At 68.7% G+C, this 17,102-nt stretch carries 15 protein-coding genes and 1 pseudogene; 6 read left to right on the top strand and 10 right to left on the bottom strand.

Annotated features, from left to right (window positions below):
• Positions 1-232: 232 nt before the first annotated feature.
• The gene (locus AB0H84_RS49125) at positions 233-1,003 is read left to right on the top strand and encodes a transposase domain-containing protein (protein WP_357620566.1); all 771 of its coding nucleotides are present in this window, start codon (positions 233-235) and stop codon (positions 1,001-1,003) included.
• A gap of 304 nt (positions 1,004-1,307) precedes the next feature.
• On the opposite strand, the gene AB0H84_RS49120 is transcribed toward AB0H84_RS49125, so the two are convergent.
• Positions 1,308-2,015 carry an SDR family oxidoreductase gene (locus AB0H84_RS49120; RefSeq protein WP_357620565.1) on the bottom strand — a complete coding sequence of 236 codons (708 nt, stop codon included), beginning with the start codon at positions 2,013-2,015 and terminating at the stop codon, positions 1,308-1,310.
• 58 nt (positions 2,016-2,073) lie between these two features.
• Here AB0H84_RS49120 and AB0H84_RS49115 point away from each other — a divergent pair, with 58 nt between their 5' ends.
• Entirely contained in the window at positions 2,074-2,514 is a 441-nt protein-coding gene (locus AB0H84_RS49115) for a MerR family transcriptional regulator (protein WP_357620563.1), read from the top strand.
• 119 nt (positions 2,515-2,633) lie between these two features.
• Here AB0H84_RS49115 and AB0H84_RS49110 read toward each other — a convergent pair whose 3' ends face one another.
• From AB0H84_RS49110 to AB0H84_RS49090, 5 genes and pseudogenes are all read right to left on the bottom strand, one after another.
• Entirely contained in the window at positions 2,634-3,293 is a 660-nt protein-coding gene (locus tag AB0H84_RS49110; RefSeq protein ID WP_357620561.1) for an NmrA family NAD(P)-binding protein, read from the bottom strand.
• Positions 3,275-3,595 (bottom strand): annotated as a pseudogene (locus AB0H84_RS49105) (NmrA family NAD(P)-binding protein); the annotation flags it as partial. The gene AB0H84_RS49110 and the pseudogene AB0H84_RS49105, both read right to left, overlap by 19 nt.
• Before the next feature lie 78 nt (positions 3,596-3,673).
• Complete coding sequence (locus AB0H84_RS49100; RefSeq protein ID WP_357620559.1) at positions 3,674-4,276, bottom strand: hypothetical protein; 603 nt, start codon at positions 4,274-4,276, stop codon at positions 3,674-3,676.
• 47 nt (positions 4,277-4,323) lie between these two features.
• Positions 4,324-4,779: a matrixin family metalloprotease gene (locus tag AB0H84_RS49095; RefSeq protein ID WP_080038714.1), complete on the bottom strand. Its 456-nt coding sequence runs from the start codon at positions 4,777-4,779 to the stop codon at positions 4,324-4,326.
• Positions 4,780-5,461: 682 nt separating this feature from the next.
• Complete coding sequence (locus tag AB0H84_RS49090) at positions 5,462-6,688, bottom strand: cellulose binding domain-containing protein (protein ID WP_357620557.1); 1,227 nt, start codon at positions 6,686-6,688, stop codon at positions 5,462-5,464.
• A gap of 453 nt (positions 6,689-7,141) precedes the next feature.
• On the opposite strand from AB0H84_RS49090, the gene AB0H84_RS49085 reads away from it, so the two are divergent.
• Together AB0H84_RS49085 and AB0H84_RS49080 are read left to right on the top strand one after the other, a co-directional pair.
• On the top strand, positions 7,142-7,318 hold the full coding sequence (locus AB0H84_RS49085; protein ID WP_357620556.1) for a hypothetical protein: 177 nt from the start codon (positions 7,142-7,144) through the stop codon (positions 7,316-7,318).
• Between the two features lie 139 nt (positions 7,319-7,457).
• On the top strand, positions 7,458-8,237 hold the full coding sequence (locus AB0H84_RS49080) for a hypothetical protein (RefSeq protein WP_357620554.1): 780 nt from the start codon (positions 7,458-7,460) through the stop codon (positions 8,235-8,237).
• Positions 8,238-9,554: 1,317 nt separating this feature from the next.
• Here the strand turns inward: AB0H84_RS49080 and AB0H84_RS49075 are convergent.
• Positions 9,555-9,911 carry a nuclear transport factor 2 family protein gene (locus AB0H84_RS49075; protein WP_357620552.1) on the bottom strand — a complete coding sequence of 119 codons (357 nt, stop codon included), beginning with the start codon at positions 9,909-9,911 and terminating at the stop codon, positions 9,555-9,557.
• A gap of 281 nt (positions 9,912-10,192) precedes the next feature.
• The gene (locus AB0H84_RS49070) at positions 10,193-10,561 is read right to left on the bottom strand and encodes a helix-turn-helix domain-containing protein (protein ID WP_357620550.1); all 369 of its coding nucleotides are present in this window, start codon (positions 10,559-10,561) and stop codon (positions 10,193-10,195) included.
• Between the two features lie 87 nt (positions 10,562-10,648).
• On the opposite strand from AB0H84_RS49070, the gene AB0H84_RS49065 reads away from it, so the two are divergent.
• Positions 10,649-12,121, top strand: coding sequence for a DHA2 family efflux MFS transporter permease subunit (locus tag AB0H84_RS49065; RefSeq protein ID WP_357620549.1), 1,473 nt, complete (start codon positions 10,649-10,651; stop codon positions 12,119-12,121).
• A gap of 114 nt (positions 12,122-12,235) precedes the next feature.
• Here the strand turns inward: AB0H84_RS49065 and AB0H84_RS49060 are convergent, their stop codons facing one another.
• Positions 12,236-13,396, bottom strand: coding sequence for an epoxide hydrolase family protein (locus AB0H84_RS49060; RefSeq protein ID WP_357620547.1), 1,161 nt, complete (start codon positions 13,394-13,396; stop codon positions 12,236-12,238).
• Positions 13,397-13,463: 67 nt separating this feature from the next.
• Complete coding sequence (locus tag AB0H84_RS49055) at positions 13,464-15,677, bottom strand: HAD-IA family hydrolase (RefSeq protein WP_357620545.1); 2,214 nt, start codon at positions 15,675-15,677, stop codon at positions 13,464-13,466.
• Positions 15,678-15,732: 55 nt separating this feature from the next.
• Here AB0H84_RS49055 and AB0H84_RS49050 point away from each other — a divergent pair, with 55 nt between their 5' ends.
• Positions 15,733-16,941, top strand: coding sequence for an ROK family transcriptional regulator (locus tag AB0H84_RS49050; protein WP_357620543.1), 1,209 nt, complete (start codon positions 15,733-15,735; stop codon positions 16,939-16,941).
• Positions 16,942-17,102: the final 161 nt, after the last annotated feature.

The raw sequence follows: 17,102 nt of genomic DNA, 5'->3' as shown, positions 1-17,102 counted from the left end.
CGTTCCAAACGAGACCGAGCGCACCGAATTGCGCTCCTCGACACTTCCCGGTCTCAATTGGGTGTGCTCCGCCAGCTCCTCCGGACGTCGATCGCGTCGAGGTCCCCCGGCAACCGGATGTTGTCGGTCCGCTGCCGGGTTGCCGGGCTGCCCTGCTGATCGCACTTGGTCCTCGGCCTCTGCCAGCCGGTCACCGTCCGCACCGGTCCGTGAACGGATCTGGCTGATAGCCGTGACCTCGCCCGCCGACTGGGGCATCACCGTGTTCTCCACCTGGTCACTCGCGGAGCTGCGCGACCACCTGCTCGACCGCGGCACGGTCGCCGCGGTCAGCCGGGAAATGCTGCACCGCATCCTGCGTGACACCGGAATCTTCTGGCAGACCGACCAAAATCACTGTTCGGCGGGAGCTCCGTTGGATGTCCAGTCCGTCATGCGTCGTGATGTTGTGGTGGCCGCAGGCGCGTTCGCGCCCGGCCATCTGGGGGAGCTGACCCGGCTCATTCCGTTCGAAATGGTCGATGAGGCGCTGGCAGGCATCGGCAGGACGCAGGTGCGGCATCTGCCCTTGCGGGTGGTGGTGTATCTCCTGCCGGCCGGATGCTTCTTCCCCGAGCTGGGGTGGCGACAGGTCTGGCAGCGGCCGACAGCCAGGCTGGCCGGACTGAAGCTCGCCGTCCCGACGGCGGCTGCGCTGGTGCAGGCCCGCCGGCGGGCGGGTGTCGAACCGGTGCGGTGGCTGTGGGAGCTGCTGCGTGGCCCGGCCGCGGCCATCGCCACCACAGGCGTGTGGTGGCGGGGACTGCGCATCTGCGCGATCGATGGCACCACCATGGCTGCGCCCGACACTGCGGCCGATCTGAGCAGGTTCACCAAGCATCGCTGCAACAACGGCGGCTCGGGCTATTGTGAAATAACCCCTGTGTTCGTTGAGCGGTTGAGCGTGGCCATAGCCGCAGGACCTCGGCTTACTTCCTGGGATCCTTGGTTCTTTCGAGATTGATGAGATTTCAGGAATTCCGAATGTCTATCGTCCTCGTCGTTCGTCTTGCACGGACGGCGAAGACGAGGAGGCCGAGCGGCTGAGCCGTCCGGCCCTGGCCGATGACCTGCCGAATGGGCCGATTCCCCAGGTAAGGATGAGATTCGTCATCGGGCTGGCCTTCGCCGGCAATGATGCGCTGTATCAGCGCCGCCTCGCTCTGGTCACGCTGTACCACCCCGCTGGCGAGTACGGCTCAACGTACGGGCCGCGCCTGAAGAACCACGGCCGCGCCGCGGGCGCCGTGACCCACACGGGCAGCAAGTCAGGCCGTGAGGGCGGCCGCCGCTTCCCGGTAGATGACATTCGGGTCCTCGGACAGCCATGCCTTCACCTGGCGGCTCCAGTCGTCGGCGAGCACCTCGGGCCGGTGCGCCTCGATGCCGTCGAGGGCCGCCGCGACGATCACCTCGGGGGCGCTCTTGTCGCCGTTGTACCAGGCCATCATGTCGGTGTCCGCAGCGCCCAGGTGCAGGCCCGTCACCAAAGTGCGCTGGTGGGCCAGCTCCAAGCGTACGCTGTTGGTGAGCCCCCACTCGGCAGCCTTCGCCGCGTGGTATGCACCCGCACCGTCGTAGGCGAGCCACGAGAGCGCGGACAGAACGTTGAGGATCGCGCCGTCGGCCAGCTGGGGCGCAAAGGCACGGATCACGTTGAGGGTGCCATAGAAGTGGGTGTCCATCTCGCGGCGAATCGTCTCCAGATCCCCGGTGACCAGATTCGCCCCGGTCGAGATTCCCGCATTGTTGATGACGATCTTGACATCAGGTGCCGCTGCCGCCGCGGCGGCGACCGATTCCGGATCGGTGATGTCGAGGCGCAGCGGGACGACCGCCGGTACGTCGATGAGCTCTGGGCGGCGGGCAGTGGCATACACCCTGGCTGCGCCGCGATTGAGGAGAGACAGGACGAATTGCCGTCCGAGGCCGCGGTTGGCCCCGGTCACCAGCACATGTGCTCCGTTGATCTGCATGCGGATAGGCTAAAACCTGACGTTGACGTCAGAGGCAAGTCTTGTGATGGAGGTCACGGTGCGTATCGGCGAGTTGGCGGCAAGGTCGGGCGTCAGCGTGCGGGCCCTGCGCTACTACGAAGAGCAGGGACTGCTGGACGCCTACCGGAGCGACTCCGGGCAGCGCCACTACCCCGAGTCGGCGGCCGACCGTGTCCAGCTGATCCAGATGCTTTACGCGGCCGGTCTGTCCAGCCGGACCATCGCCGAACTGCTGCCCTGCGTCGAGGCCAAGGTCAGTACTCCGGAGTCGCGTGCCCGGCTCGCCACCGAGCGCAATCGCATCGATGCCCAGATCGCCGCGTTGACCCGTACCCGTGACCGCCTGGACGCGGTCATCCGGTTGTCCGGAAGCCCGAACAGCGGCTGCACGTGGATCCCGGACCAGGACGTCGCCGCAGACGAACAAGACACGCCGGTTCCCGGGGACCCAAGGGTCCGAATCACTCATAAATCGTGAAGACCCTTCGGTTCGCGCGAACTCTGGGACTTCCCGGCCCCCACCCGGGTCCGCGTCACCAGCCGCAAAGTAGCGCCGAGTAACCGCAGTTACGCTGTGTGGTCCCGAGGTTGTTCGGCTCAGTGTCGAGTAACGGTCGTCTGCCGACACTCGCCAAGTCGATCGCGGAACCGCAGGCGATGGACCCCATCGTCCTGGCCGCCGCCCTCCTCGACGAGGGCGAACTTGAACGGGCCGCCGCCGGTTGAAGCTCCTTTGTGAACTCGTCTTGATCCTTTATGGGTGTCGGTGTTCAGGATGAATTGACGGATTCCGCGTTGTGGGCGACGGAACCCGTCCTTCCCGACCTGCCTGTCCTGGGCCACACCCCGCCCCGTGCCCCCGGCGCGGGCTGATCTAGCCCGCGAGGATTTTGTCCCAGTCCACCGTCTTGGCCCACTCGGCGTAGCTGTGCCAGCGCACGGTGGGGTATTTGGCATGCAGAGTCTCGATGTCAGGAAGTCGGTGTCGTTCTCGAAGTTCTCGAACATCGTGGCCACCTCCTCGCCGGCCCACTGCCGCACCATATCGAGCGGCATCTGCTGGTACGGGATCTCCCGTCCGAGCACCTCACTCAGCATCCGGGCCGCCTCCTGCCCGGTGACACGATCGGAGGCGATGTCGATCCGCTCGCCGACGAGCTCGTCGGGGTTCTCAACGGCATGTACGGCCATACCGGCAATGTCCAGGACGCTCACCTGGTCGAGCGGCTTGCCGAGAGTCAACGGGTTGGCGAGCATGCGTCACCGAGTCGGCTGAAGCCAAGGTTGAGCACGTTCTCCATGACGTACACCGGGCCGAGCGCCGTCGCGCGCACCGGCCGCTCGCGCAAATAGGCCTCGATGAGCTGTTTGCTGTCGGCGTGGTCGATGTTGGTGGCCACGAGCCGGTCGCCGCCCCGCACGGAGGAGTACACCAGGTGGATGTCGAGGCGAGCGGCGGTGTTGATGAGGAGTCGTCCCTGCGCCACCTCCGCGTCCTTGCCGCCCTCGCCGAACGGCACCGACAGGCCGAAAACCGCGTCGGCACCTGTGCAGGCCTGCCGGAGCGCGTCGGGAGCCTGACCGCCCCCAGGCCCTGACGCCGTCCCGCTCCAGGGGCCGGGGGCGGTCCCACGGTCTCACTCCTTGATAGACAACCGCTGGACGTCGGCGTCCTCAAGCTTGACTGGGTTGTCCGGCATCGCCGAATACGTGCCCGCCGAGGTGACGACGTACTTCGCCTGCTCCGGGTTGAGGAGCGAGGCCGGCGAGTCGGGATAGGTCTCCAGGAACAGCATGTACGTGACGCCCGTCTTCAACGGCGTCGCGTCCGCCTCCTCGTACGTCACGCCGTTCAGCGTGCCGCCGAGCTCCTTCACCTGGATGACCTGCCCGACCCGGGCCAGCCCCTTGCGCACCTTGACCACCTCGACGGAACTGACCGTCATGACCGTGGGCGGCCCGGGGGGCGGAGCCTCCGCGTCGGGCGTGGCCCCGGCGTTCGGATTCAGCTGCGGATCGGTCTCGGTGCCGTCATCCGCCGGTTCGACCTCCGTCATGACCCGTTTGGTCCCGGTCAGCCGGCCCTCGATCACCAGCTTCGCCCCGGCGAACAGCGCGTCGGCGCTGTCGTACGCCGGATAGTCGGCCGCGTATATGACGTTCTTCTCCTCTGCCGCGCAGGCGGACAGCAACAGCACAGCCAGGGCGGCCACCCCGAGCCGCCGCATTCGAGCCTTCATCGACTTCGACTCCCGTTCTCCTCGTGAATGTCGTCGGGCGGGGCCGGTCAGTAATAGGCGTTGACGTCCGAGACGTCATGCGACTGCGGTTTGGTCATCGTGTCGCGATTTCTGCTGCTGTTCATGATGGAGGTGGTGCTGTTGTGTGCGAGATTGAGCGCGTGCCCCAATTCGTGCACGAAGACGCCGGTCACGTAGTTGGAGAAATTGCTCGCGTCCCGGTTGATGGTGCGGCTGTTCAGCTTGATGTACAGGCAGCTGTCGCCGCATCGGGTGTAGTGCCCGTACCAGGTGTTCCGGTACGACTTCACGGTGATCGTCGAGCCGGAGTTCCGGTTCTTGTAGATGTCGGCGGGGGAGGACGTGGCGTTCCAGTTGGCCAGCGCCTTGTTCATCGGCTTCTGCCACGTGTCGTTGTAGTTGTAGGGGTAGAGGCCGATGCGGGCGATGAGCTGGCCCGTCCCGTTCCAGTGTGCGGACGCGGGGGTCGCGCTGATGCTCACGCAGACGATGCCGGCGAGAGTCGCGGCCAGCAGTCGCGAAGCTTTTCTTTTCGCGTTCCGGGCGCGGAGGTCTGACAATGCCACGATCCACTTCGATTCTTTTCGGGCAGGGCGGAACAACGTGACGGGTGGAGGAATTGCGCGGTCACCGGTCGCGCCCGGACGGGCGGCCGGTGCGGTTTCGCCGAGGCGTTCTTACTATGGGCGGTTCAGGTCGGCGGAAACCGTTTGCACGCTGTGACGGTACTCGACGCGCAGTTATACGCACAAGATCAACGCAGAGTTCCGGAAACCATCGTCTCCGTCATATCGGCCGGTCCTCCCAGGTGCGCGGAAACTGCCCGGACGTCGACCCTGAAAAATCGCTGTGACCCCCGCGGCCCGCGGCGTTCGGCCGCGGGACCCGGGGGCCTGAGGGCATGGAGTGCCGGAGCGTCAGAGGAAGCTGACGTTCTGGGCCAGGGTGAGCCTGTCGGAGTAGTTCACGGTGGCGGTCGAGCGCCGCATGTAGGCGCGCCACGCGTCCGAGCGACGCGAACACGTCCGTTTCAGCAGCCGGCAGTCTCGCGAGCGTAGGCGCCAATGTCGCCGTTGCCGAGCCAGAGCCTGTCCCAGAGATGCGCGGCCAGCTGCGCTGCCGGAGTCCTCACCGGCTTCGACGAAGGCGGTCATCATGTTGTGGTTACGGGCTGGTACACGTCAGGGACGGGGTGGACGGGGCACCGTTGCCGAGAAAGCCGAACGTGGTCGTGCCGGAGGCCGGGATCGAGGCGTTGTACGAGGTGTTCGACACCGTCACCGCGGAACTGTTGCCGCTCAGGGTGCCGTTCCACAGTTGGGAGATCGACTGACCGCTGCTCAGCGTCCATCTGACGGTCCACCCGTTGACCGCCGAGTTGCCTGCCTTCACTGTGACCTCGCCCTGGTAGCCGCCCGACCACGAGTTCACAGTGCGGTAGGTCGCGGTGCAGGCGCCTGGGGGTTGGGGCGACGGGCTGGTGGACGGCGAGGGTGACGGGCTGCTGGAGGGCGAGGGTGACGGGCTGGGCGACGGCGTGTACGGGCACTTGTTGCGGTACATGGAGATGCCGGTGGGATCCATCAGCGGGCACAGGAACTGGGTGTACCGCGTGTCGTTGTCGACGAAGATCTTCAACCAGGGGATCAGCACCCGCATCTCGGTGGTGTTCGCCCGTGTCGCGAACAGGTGGTCCACACCGGTTATCTCCACCCAGGCGCTAGGTGTCGTGGCGGGAATAGTGGTGTATATCCCGTTCAGATAGGCCTGCGTGACCGTCGTGTCCCGCTGTCCTGAGATGAACATCGTCGGTACCCGGTCGTTGGACAGATTGTAGTTCCCCACAGGGGAGCCGGGCGCGAGTCCGACCGCGGCTTTCAGCGCGGGCCGCCGGAGTACCGCAGTGAGGACGCCGCCGCCTCCCGCGGAGTGGCCGATCACTGACAACCGGTTGGGGTCGACCCGGTCGCGCACCGAACTCCGCTGCGTGAGGTAGTCAAGCGCGGCGAGGAGTTGAGTCGCCCGCGCATCCGCGCTGTCGGTGCGGCTGACGGTCTCGATTCCGATCACGACGAATCCGAAGGATGCCAGCCAGTGACCCATCCAGGCCTCTTCGACGGAGAACAGGGCGGAGTAGCCGGGCACGATCGCGACCCCGCCGAAAGTCTGGCTGCTGTCCGTCGGGTAGTAGATCACCCCACTGCCGAAGCCGTTCCCCGGCACGCTCATCTGCGCGGTGGCGAAGGGCCCCCTGGTGGCCGCCACGCTGCTCAAGGTCGGGTCGGGGCCCCGCTGGTAGGGATTGTCGTCGGCCGATGCCGCTCGAGTCGCGACGGTCATCGCGAGCAGTCCGAGGAGGGCCACCACCGTGGCCATGACGCGTCTGGTCAACCACGCTCGAGAGCCAGGCTGCGGTCGCGGCCCGCCGACAGCATCAGGTGCCGGTGACTCACTCACACGTCGTCGCACTTACGTTCCTCCACTCATGCACTTCCGGCGCCGTCCCCCGGCGTCGAGGAATCCCCGGTCAATGACCGGCGCCGGTGACCTGGCTGCGTTCTGGTCATGGTTCAGCGCATCTCGGGGGGTCGAGTGTCCGGCCATCGCCAAGGCGTTCGTCAGGAGAAAGTGCAGGGGCCCGTTCAGGGGAGTACGGGCGCCGCCCTGCGCCAGCTTTTGTTAGCGCTCACATGCATCCTCTGCCGAGTCCCCTCTCCTCGGATGACTGAGGCGGTGTGACAGAGCAAATACGAGGAGAAAGCCGCTGTCAACGGGTGTCGGGTGCCGGTAGCGACAGCGTGCGGGGGTGAGGGCGCTTATCTGGGATATCGGGATTGATGCACCTTGACGACGAGAGCCTGTGCTGAAAATTTCACCACCGCACCTCGGATCCTGGCCGGCCTCCGCAACCTGGCTATCGGCCTGGCCCGCCTGATCGGCTGGACCGACATCGCCGCCGCCACCGACCACTACCGCAGCCACCCCGCCGACGGCCTCCAGCTACTCGGTCTTACAACATGAGTACGCTTCGACCCTGGGTCCGCCGCTGAGCGCTTAGCCGTTTCGTCCGGCGGGCGGCGTGCGTCGCGGATCAATAGCTCCCGCTCCAGACCGGTACCGATATGGTGCTCCAACCCCGCAAGCCCTATTCTCACCCATCGTGCAACCCCTCAAGATCGCGGCACTCGCCTGCGCCCTCCTCACCCCCTTGACCATCACGGCGGCCGCGCACGCCTCGGCGTATCCCGTGAAGAACCCCGTGCTCGTCAAGAACGCGTTATACCAGGCCGGGCCGCTGCCCACCACGACCTGTAACGACCTGCCGGACGAGCCCATGACGCCCGCCGAGGCCCGTACCTACATCAACGAGGCCCTGCGCTGCCTGGAGAACACGTGGGGACAGCACCTGAAGAAGGCCGGCCTGCCCTATGAGCCGGTCAAGGTGCGGTACGTGACCCGCCTGCCCAAGAACTACTGCGCGTCCGAGGACGGCGAGACGATCCAGCCGTCCACGGTGTGGTACTGCGACTGGGACCGCACGCTGTCCTTCAAGATCGGCAAGTACTGGCTCCTCGGGCCGATGACCGGCCTCGACCTCTTCAACACGATCGCCGTCACCTACGGTTACCACGTGCAGAAGCAGGCCGGTCTCTACGACGCCGGCGAGGACCTCAGAGCCGGCAGCAAGGCCGAGCACCTCGAGCAGGGGCGGCGCATGCACCAGCAGGTCGAATGCCTGGGCGCGGCCTTTACCAAGAGCGTCTGGCCGCTGCCGGGCAAGACCGCGCGGGACTGGGAGAGGGTCGCGTCGTCCTTCTACCGCGACTCCGCCGAGTACGGCAAGGCCGCCAACCGCAAGCGGTGGGTCAAGGCCGGTTTCCGCACCGCCGACCCGGCCTCCTGCAACACCTGGGCGGCAGCCTCGTCCAAGGTCTCCTGACGCGATCGACCCCGGCCTGGCCGGGCCAGAACGTCCTGGTCGCCGCAGGGGCGGGCGGCATCGGCACGGCGATCAGCCGGGTGCTCGACGCCCATGGCGCCCGCGTGGCGATCCGCTACCTCGAGCGGGACGCCACACCGCCGACCTGCCCAATGCCGTACGAACCCCCGTCGCTTTGCTACCGTCCGGGCGGACGGGGGCATCGGCCGGGGGCCACCGCAATTGTCAGCGCGGGCTTCAGCGGGTTCAGAGGGCTGGTATGCGGTGGTGGTCTGGGTCGCGGTGATGGTGTGCGGGCCGGCCGGGCGTCCCGTCCCGAAAACGCGCGTTTTCCGGGACGGTGCTCAAGGTCAATTCAGTGTGGGTTTCGAGCGTTTGCCTTCTGCAGGGTCAGTGCAGGGTGTCGGCGACGCGGCTTCGGCGCGGCGCAGGCCGCAGCTGTCGAGCACGGCGATGAGCGCGGCGTCACGCGCGCCGGCGGCGCGCAGCGGGGTGGCGGCGGTGGCTCGGAGCTTGTGCCTGGGTCAGCTTCGCAGATCCAGATGGGCGGCGCAGCGCGGTCTGCTGCCGCCAGCGGAGGAATCTACGACTACTGGGCTGCCCCATCGACCTGGTGGACGACGCTCTTGCAGTCATCAAGGAACTACGTGCCGACTTACCTGATCCTTCGTGCACTCCCACCAGCCCGTCAGGAGCACGCCGTATGCTCGCGAGAAGAGGTGACCAACTCGACGACATGCCGTACGAGATCGTTGCAGTACACCTGTCGCGGTCGCTGATGTCTCATCGAACAACCACAGAACCGACGCCGCCGATGCTCGGCGCAGCGGCCGGTACGACAGCGTCGCCGAGGACCAGGAACTCCAGCGCCTTGACCGTACCGTCATCGAACGCTTCACCTGAGCCGAAGATCCAGCGACGCGAACGGCCGCAACCCGGTCAGGTCGTAGCTGGGCCGTGAATGCACGCCGCCAGGCCACGAGGAAGGCTGACCGGCTTCTACGACGATCGGCAGTCGAAGGTGGAGGTGGGGGACTACATCAACGACGGCGGTTACCCGGCAGCGCCCAGTCACTGACCCTGAGTCCACCAACATGGTGACCATCCCGCCGCGGAGTTTGCGACCCTGCGCCCAACCCTCGCCGGCGCCCACCGGTCGCCAGGCGGCCGGCCCACATGGGGCTCACCCGCCTCGCTTCGCCGCCGCCATGACCGCTGGTTCCATCGCTGGAGCTCTCCTCGACGACCAGTTGCTCAGCGTCATCTCGGACCTGGCCCTCATCCCCATCCTGGCCCTCGTCTTGCATGACAAGTGCGTCATTGCTGTGGGCCCTCATAGAAGGCATGGACGCGGGCGGCGTGACCGTGCTGGTCCAGCTCGACGACATCGAGAACGCGGTTGCCGTTCTCGCGCCGGTAGAGCAGTGCATAGCCGCGCGGGCTGGTCAGCAGCGCTTCCTCGGCGAAGGTCAGGTCCGGTGCCAGTTCCAGTCCGAGCTCGAAGTGCCTGCGCAGCTCTGCCTTGCCCTGCAATCGGCCATCGGGACGTCCCCAGCGGCGCACCACGGTAGGGGCGACGAAGTCAACGTTCTCCGCGTAGCAGTCCAAGACCGCATCGAGATCGCGTCGCTTCCACGCTGCCAGCCAAGCGTCGGCATGGGCTCGAAGATCCATATTCACACTTTCTCCCACGGGGGCCTGCGTCATCCGACGGGGCCAGCTGCTGGAGCATTCGACCGAGCAAGACCATCCGGGAGGCAGAACGGGCACCCCCAGAACGGGACACTGATCACGACGGAATAGGGATAAAACGGGCAAGGACGACCGCGACGGCTTCGGCCTGCCCTGGCCCGGCTGTCGAGCCATGGCGCCTCGGCGAGAATGGTGCCCGTCGCCCGTCAGCATCGGCGCGGACCATCCAAGAGGACGATGGTCACAGGATCGCCCCCGCCTGATCAGCGCACATCCTCCGAAATCGAGGGATGATCTGACGAAGGAGCGCCGTCCTGTGACTCGGCCTCGGCGAGGCGCAGGATCGGATCGAGCAGGCCAGGGAAGCGCCTGCTCAGATCGTCGCCACGCAGCCGGATGCGGCGGTGCCTCCCGTCGACGGCCATGCTGATCACCCCGGCCTCGCGCATGATGCGCCAGTGGTTGGACAGCGTCGACATCGGCACGTCCAGGCCGTCGGCGAGAGCGGAGCAGGTCGACCCGGGGTCGGCCCAGGCGCGCCGCACCAGCTCCAGGCGCACCGGATCGCCGAGCGCATGAAGCACGGGCGCGAGCGTCAACGTCTCCTGTGCGGGTTCGGGCAGCGGTCGCATGGCTCTACGCTACCAAACAGTTCGACATTTCGGGAATATCGAACTAACTTGTGCGGCGGCATCTGACGCCTCATGAGAGGAACAGCGTTGACCGCACACGAAGACGCCACGAAGGACGGTCCGTCCAGGGGCGCGAGCGCACCACCAAACCGGGCGGCATTGCTCACAGTGGCGTGCCTGGGCCAATTCATGGTGCTGCTCGACAGCACGATCGTCGGCGCGGCGCTGCCCGATATGCAGCAGCGGCTGCACACCCAACTGGCCGGTCTGCAATGGATCGTCGACGCCTATGTCCTCCTGGTCGCGATGCTGTTGCTGTCCGGCGGCGTCTTCGCCGACCGCTTCGGCCGCAAGCGAGTGTTCCTGGCCGGCGTCGCGGTGTTCACCGCCGCGTCCGTGCTGTGCTCCCTCGCGCCCTCGATCGAAGGGCTGATCGCCGGACGGGTGCTGCAGGGCGTCGGAGCCGCGGCGCTCAGCCCCGCCTCGCTGGCCCTGCTCGCCGCCGCCTACCCCGTTGCGCAGGAACGCGTCAAGGCGATCGGGCTGTGGGCCGGACTCAGCGGAATCGGCCTGGCCGCCGGACCGCTGGCCGGGGGCATCCTGGTGGAAGCCTTCGGCTGGCCCGCCATTTTCCTCGTCAATGTGCCCATCGGCGGGGTCCTGCTGCTGATCGGGCTGCGCGTCCTGGCCGAGTCCCGCAATCCGAGCGCGCCGGCGATCGACATCCCGGGAACGGTCCTGTCCGTCCTGGGGGTGGGGGCACTGACCTATGGCCTGATCGAGGGCGGTTCCCGTGGCTGGACCTCGCCGGTGATCCTGGGCAGCTTCGCCGCCGCGCTAGTGATCCTCGCCGTCTTCGTCGTCGTCGAAGGACGTGTTGCGACGCCGATGCTGCCACTGCGGCTGTTCCGGCAGCAGCTGTTCACGGTGTCCAATACGGCCATGGTCGTGGTGGGCTTCGCGCTCATGGGCTCGTCCTTCTTCTTCTCCCAGTTCTTCGTGAACGTGCAGGGCAGTTCGATCCTGCGTGCCGGCCTGCAGACCCTGCCCGTCACCCTCGCCATGGTGATCGTCAGCCCGTACGCTGGCCGGTTCGCCGCCAGGTACGGCTTCCGAATCGTGGTTGTCATCGGCCTGACACTGGCCGGGCTGGGCCTGCTGGCGCTGGGCTTCGTCCACGCCGACACCGGCTACGGGAACGTGTGGTGGCGGCTGGCGGTCGTCGGCACCGGTTTCGCTCTGACCATGTCGCCGCTGACCGGCGCCGCCATCCAGGCGGTCAGCCCGCAGGAGGGCGGCCTGGCCTCGGGTGTCAGCAGCACCACCCGGCAGATCGGCGCGGTGCTCGGCGTGGCGGTCCTCGGAGCCATCGTCCACACCCGGGAATCCGGCGGCGCGTCCTTCGAGGCCGGCCTCAACAGCGCCTTCGTCGCGGCCGGCGCCGTCACCTTGGCCGGAGCCATGTTCACCTGTCTGTGGCTGGTGAAGTCACAGCCCGCGGAAGACACCGCACTGCGGACACAACCCACCGACCCGCAGACGGGCACGACGACGTCGTGACCGGCCCGGCTCGCGTCCACGCCTGGCCGCCGAAGGCCGGTCATCTGGGGGTGCCCAGCGCCAGACAGGCCAGGCCCTGCGTCGCCGCATTGCGCCACGGCAACTGTTGTGCGGTCAGCGGAGCATGCGGAAGAAGGTGCGCAGTTCCTCGACGAACAGGCCGGGTTGCTCGAACGCGGCGAAGTGGCCGCCCTTGTCCGGTTCGTTCCAATGCAGGATGGTGGTGAAGCGTTGCTCAGCCCACCGCCGGGACGGCCGGGGATTCTCCCTGGGGAAGATTGAGCATCCCGCCGGGACGGTTACCACGTCCGTCGTCTCGGCGGTGAAGACCCGCTGGACGGCCTTGAAGCTCTCCCAGTAAAGCCGGGCGGCGGACGCGCCGGTTCCGGGGAGCCAGTAGAACATGAGGTTGTCGAGGAGTTCGTCGCGGGTGAGGGCGTTCTCGGGGTGGCCGTCACCGTCGGTCCAGGACCGGAACTTCTCGATGATCCAGGCGCACAGCAGCGCCGGTGAGTCGACGAGCCCGTAGCCGATGGTCTGCGGCCGGGTGGACTGCTCCAGCGAGTACCCGTCCTCGTCTTCCCGGCCTCGTTCCAGGTCGGCGAGGGCGGCGCGTTCGGCGGCGGTGAGGTCGTCGAACGTGGCCGGATCCGGGGCCGCCAGCGGCGGGACAAGATGGATGCCCGCCACGTGGGCGGGATCGCGCAGGCCGATGAGCGTGGTGATGGTCGTGCCCCAATCGGAGCCCTGCGCGCCGTAGCGGTCGTAGCCGAGGCGGGCCATCAGCTCGATCCAGGCGTCGGCGATCCGTTCGACGCCCCAGCCGCGGTGATCCGGTTTGTCGCTGAAGCCGTAGCCGGGCAGGGACGGGCAGACGACGTGGAAGGCGTCGCGGGCGTCGCCGCCGTAGGCCGTCGGGTCGGTGAGCGGTCCGATCACCTTGAGGAACTCCACGATCGAGCCCGGCCAGCCGTGCGTCAGGACGATCGGCAGCGCGTCCTCGTGCGGCGAACGGACGTGCAGGAAGTGGATCCCGAGGCCGTCCAGGGAGGTCCGGAACTGCGGCAGTGCGTTCAGACGCCGCTCGGTGGCCCGCCAGTCGTACTCATCGGCCCAGTATCGGCACAACTCGCGCAGGTAGTCCAGCGGGACGCCCTGCGACCAGTCGCCGACCGTCTCCTTCTCGGGCCACCGCGTGCGCCGCAGCCGCTCGCGCAGGTCGGCCAGTACGGGCTCGGGGACGTCAAGACGGAACGGGGTCACGCGGTCGGACATGCTGCCTTCCTTGTCGGATCAGTCGGTGGCGAGCAGGGGCGCGGCCTCTGGCATCCGCTCGCGGCGGTCATCCTTCGGCCAGGAGGAGCGCCTGCTGCGGAGCGAGGCGGACGTAGCCAGTCCTGGGCCGGTCGGGAGTGACGGTGAGATCGTCGGTGTCGAACACCGCTGGGGCCGGCAGGTGCAGATCGGCGGCAGGGGTGTCCCGGAGGTTCGCCACCGCCCAGAGCGCTCCCCGGCGGTAGGCGGTCACCGGCGCGGCGAGCACGGCTCTGCTCACGTCGCCGGTCGAGGCCAGCACGTGCGTCAGCCGGCGTCTGGTGGCCAGCAGCCGGGCGAGGGTGTTCAGGTGGGATGCGGGGTCGTCCTGCTGTGTCGCCACGGTCTCGTCGTCGCCGCGCGCGCCGCCGGGAAGCCAGGGGTGCCCGGTGGTGAACCCCAGGCCCGGGCCGGGCCGCCATGGCATGGGGGTGCGCGCGGCGTCGCGGCTCTCCTCCGGCTGGGCCGCGCCCAGTGGGTCGGCGCCGTGGCCGGGCGGCACCCACCCGTCACCCAGGCCGAGCTCCTCGCCCTGGTAGAGCCAGAAGGTTCCCGGCAGCAACGCCATCAGCACGTGCAGCGCGAGCGAGCGGCGCCGTCCCCGCGGCCCACCGCCGAACCGGGTGACGGCGCGGGAACGATCGTGGTTACCCTGCACCCAGGACAGCCGCGGCGACGCCGGCACGGCGGCCTCGATCATGGAGTCGATCCGGTCGGCGTCCCAGTCGGTCTCCACCAGCCCGAACCAGAACGACGAGTGCAGCCGCTCGCCCTGCACGAACCGTGCCAGCGCCCGGGGGTCGAGCTCGTAGACCTCGCCGACCAGGAAAGCGTCGTGCCGGTCGGCGATCCGCCGCCACCGCTCGTGGACGGCGTGCACCCCGGGCTGGTGGATGTCGTGGCGATGCTCCTGGCGGCGCCAGTCCATGGTCACCCCGCGCGCCGGCAGGATCCGGCCGGCGGGCAGCGGCGGGTTGTCCCGCAGGTCCGCGTCCTTGATGAGGTAGCCGGCGGTGTCGATGCGGAAGCCGTCCAGCCCGCGGCTCAACCAGTACTCGGCGATCGCGTCGATCTCGGCCGCCAGCGCCGGGTTGCGCCAGTTCAGGTCGGGCTGTTCGGGACGGAACAGGTGCAGGTAGTACTGGCCGGTCGCCGGGCTGAACGTCCAGGCGGGCCCGCCGAAATGGGACAGCCAGTTGTTGGGCGGGCCGCCGTCCGGTCCCGGGTCGCGCCAGATGTAGTAGTCGCGGTGCGGGTCATCCGCGCAGGAGGCGGCGGCGACGAACCACGGGTGCGCGTCGCTGGTGTGGTTGACGACCAGGTCCCCGATCACCCGCATCCCGCGCCGGTGCGCCTGCGCCAGCAGCCCGTCGAGGGCCGCCTGCCCGCCGAACGACGGATCCACGGTCCGGTAGTCGGCGACGTCGTAGCCGTGGTCGCGCATCGGCGAGCGATAGAAGGGGGTCAGCCACACCACCTCCACCCCCAGCCGTTCCAGGTGGTCCAGACGCGCGCTCGCCCCGGCCAGGTCTCCCCAGCCGTCCCCGGTGCTGTCGGCGAACGACGGAAGGTACACCTGGTAGCCCACGGCGTCGCGCCACCACGGCCGGACCCGCGAGCGCTGCAGCAGGTGGGCCAGCCGGCCGAGGCCGGGCAGCGACAGGTCACCGTCCAGTCCCCGCAGCGCAACGGTCGGCATGCCCGCCGCCCGGCCCGCGGCCAGGCCCGGCTCGGAGTCCTCCACCACCAGGCAGGCGGACGGCGCGCGGCGAAGGCGGCGCGCGGCCTCCAGGTAGCCTTCGGGATCGGGTTTGCCCGCCCGTACGTCGTCGATCGTCAAAAGGACGGGCGGGTCGATTCCCGCCGCGTGCAGGCGTGCCTTGGCCAGCCGTCCGTCGGCGCTGGTCACCACGGCCCACGGCAGTTCGATCCGGTCCAGCGTGGCGAGCAGGAGGCGCGCGCCGGGTGCCGCCCTGACGTCTGCCAGGTCCTCGTGCTGCAGGGCGTGCTGCCGCTGCGCCGCCGCCATGACCGCCTCGTCGTCCAGGGCGGGCAGCAGTCGCCGCACCGTGCGCGCGGCCGGGCTGCCGTGGGCGATGGCGAGCACCGCGCCGGGGTCGACGCCGTACTCCCCGGCCCAAATGACCCAGGCCCGCTCGACCGCGGCGTCGGAGTCCACGAGAGTGCCGTCCATGTCCAGCAGGACCGCTTCGACCGCCGCGAGGTCCGTTCGTTGTGGCACAGCCGCCCCTTTCGATTAAACTCGTGAGACGAGCATAAACGAAGGGCGACGACACATGGCAACCCCAAACAACCGGGCCGGGTCCGTGCGCGCAGCGGATCTCCGCTGGCGCAGCGCCCTGGCCGTGCTGGACGAGATGCGCCGCGAGCCGGGTACGACCAGGGCGGCCATGGCGCGGCGGCTCGGTCTCAGTACCGGCTCGGCCACGGAGATCACCTCCCGGTTGCGCGACCTCGCCCTGCTCGCCGAGACCCCCGCCGCCGCGACCTCGCGGGGCCGTCCGACCAGCGTGCTCACCCCACACCCGGACGGACCCCTCGTCATCGCCGTGGACCTGCGGCAGGAAGACTGGCGGTGCGCGGTCGCCTCGCTCGACGGACAGCCCGCCGTCGCCGAGACCGGGACGCACCGCAGCCGCGCCCCCGAGCACGTGATCGGCACGGTCGCCCAGGCGGTGCGACGCCTGCACCACCGTCACGGCCAACGCGTGCGGGCGGTATCCGTGGCGATCGCCGCGACCGTGCAGCACGGCAAGGTCGTGCAGTCCTCCGTGCTCGGCTGGGACGCGGTGGACCTGGCAGCGCTGGCGGACGATCCGCGCACGCCGCTGCTGATCGGCAACGACGCCACCCTCGCGGGCCTCGCCGAGGCCAGGCACGGCGCCGCGGCGGGAGCGGCGACCGTCCTGCACATCACCGTGGAAGTGGGCGTCGGCGGCACCCTGGTCGTCGACGGCCGGCCCCTGCACGGAGCGACAGGCGCCGGCGGGGAGTTCGGGCACCTGCCGTTCGGCGATCCCGCTCTGCGCTGCCCCTGCGGCGCCCGGGGCTGCTGGGACCTGGAGGTCGACGGCCGCGCCATCGCCCGCCACCTCGGCGAGCCCCCACCCCGCGACCCCCGCACCTACGCCGAGCAGGCCCTGGCCCGCGCCCCGGCGGACCCGGCCGCCCGGGCGGCCGTCGGCCGCACCACCACCGCACTGGCCCATGGCCTCGCCGGGCTGATCAACGCCCTGGACCCCGCCGTTGTCACGCTGGGCGGCCTGGCGCAGTCACTGCGGGCCGCGGCCGAACCCGAGTTCACCGCCGCCCTGACCGGCGGCCTCATGCGCTTCCGCCGCCCGCACCCGCCTCCCGTGCTCCCCACCGCCCTCGGCCGCGACGGGGCACTACGCGGGGCGGCCGTGGCCGCGCTCGACCACGTCCTCACCGAAGAAGGCCTTGCTGCCTGGGCGGCCCTGCACTCCTCTCGCTCCCCGGCCTAGCACATCCGCCGTCTTCGGCCCGGCTGCTGGACCGGGGGCCCGGGACTCTACTGAGAGGTAGCTACGCTAAGGACGGCTCCACAGGTCGGCAGGGGGTGAGGTTGGCTGGGGTTTGGTTTGATTTCGATTTGGGTGTACTGACCGGTGGTGGCTGTCTGCAT

Origin of the sequence: Nonomuraea sp. NPDC050786 (assembly GCF_040654115.1) — a bacterium.
GTDB lineage: Bacteria > Actinomycetota > Actinomycetes > Streptosporangiales > Streptosporangiaceae > Nonomuraea.
Note: the sequence above shows the minus strand (reverse complement) of the source record. Positions and strands in the feature narration are given on the sequence as shown.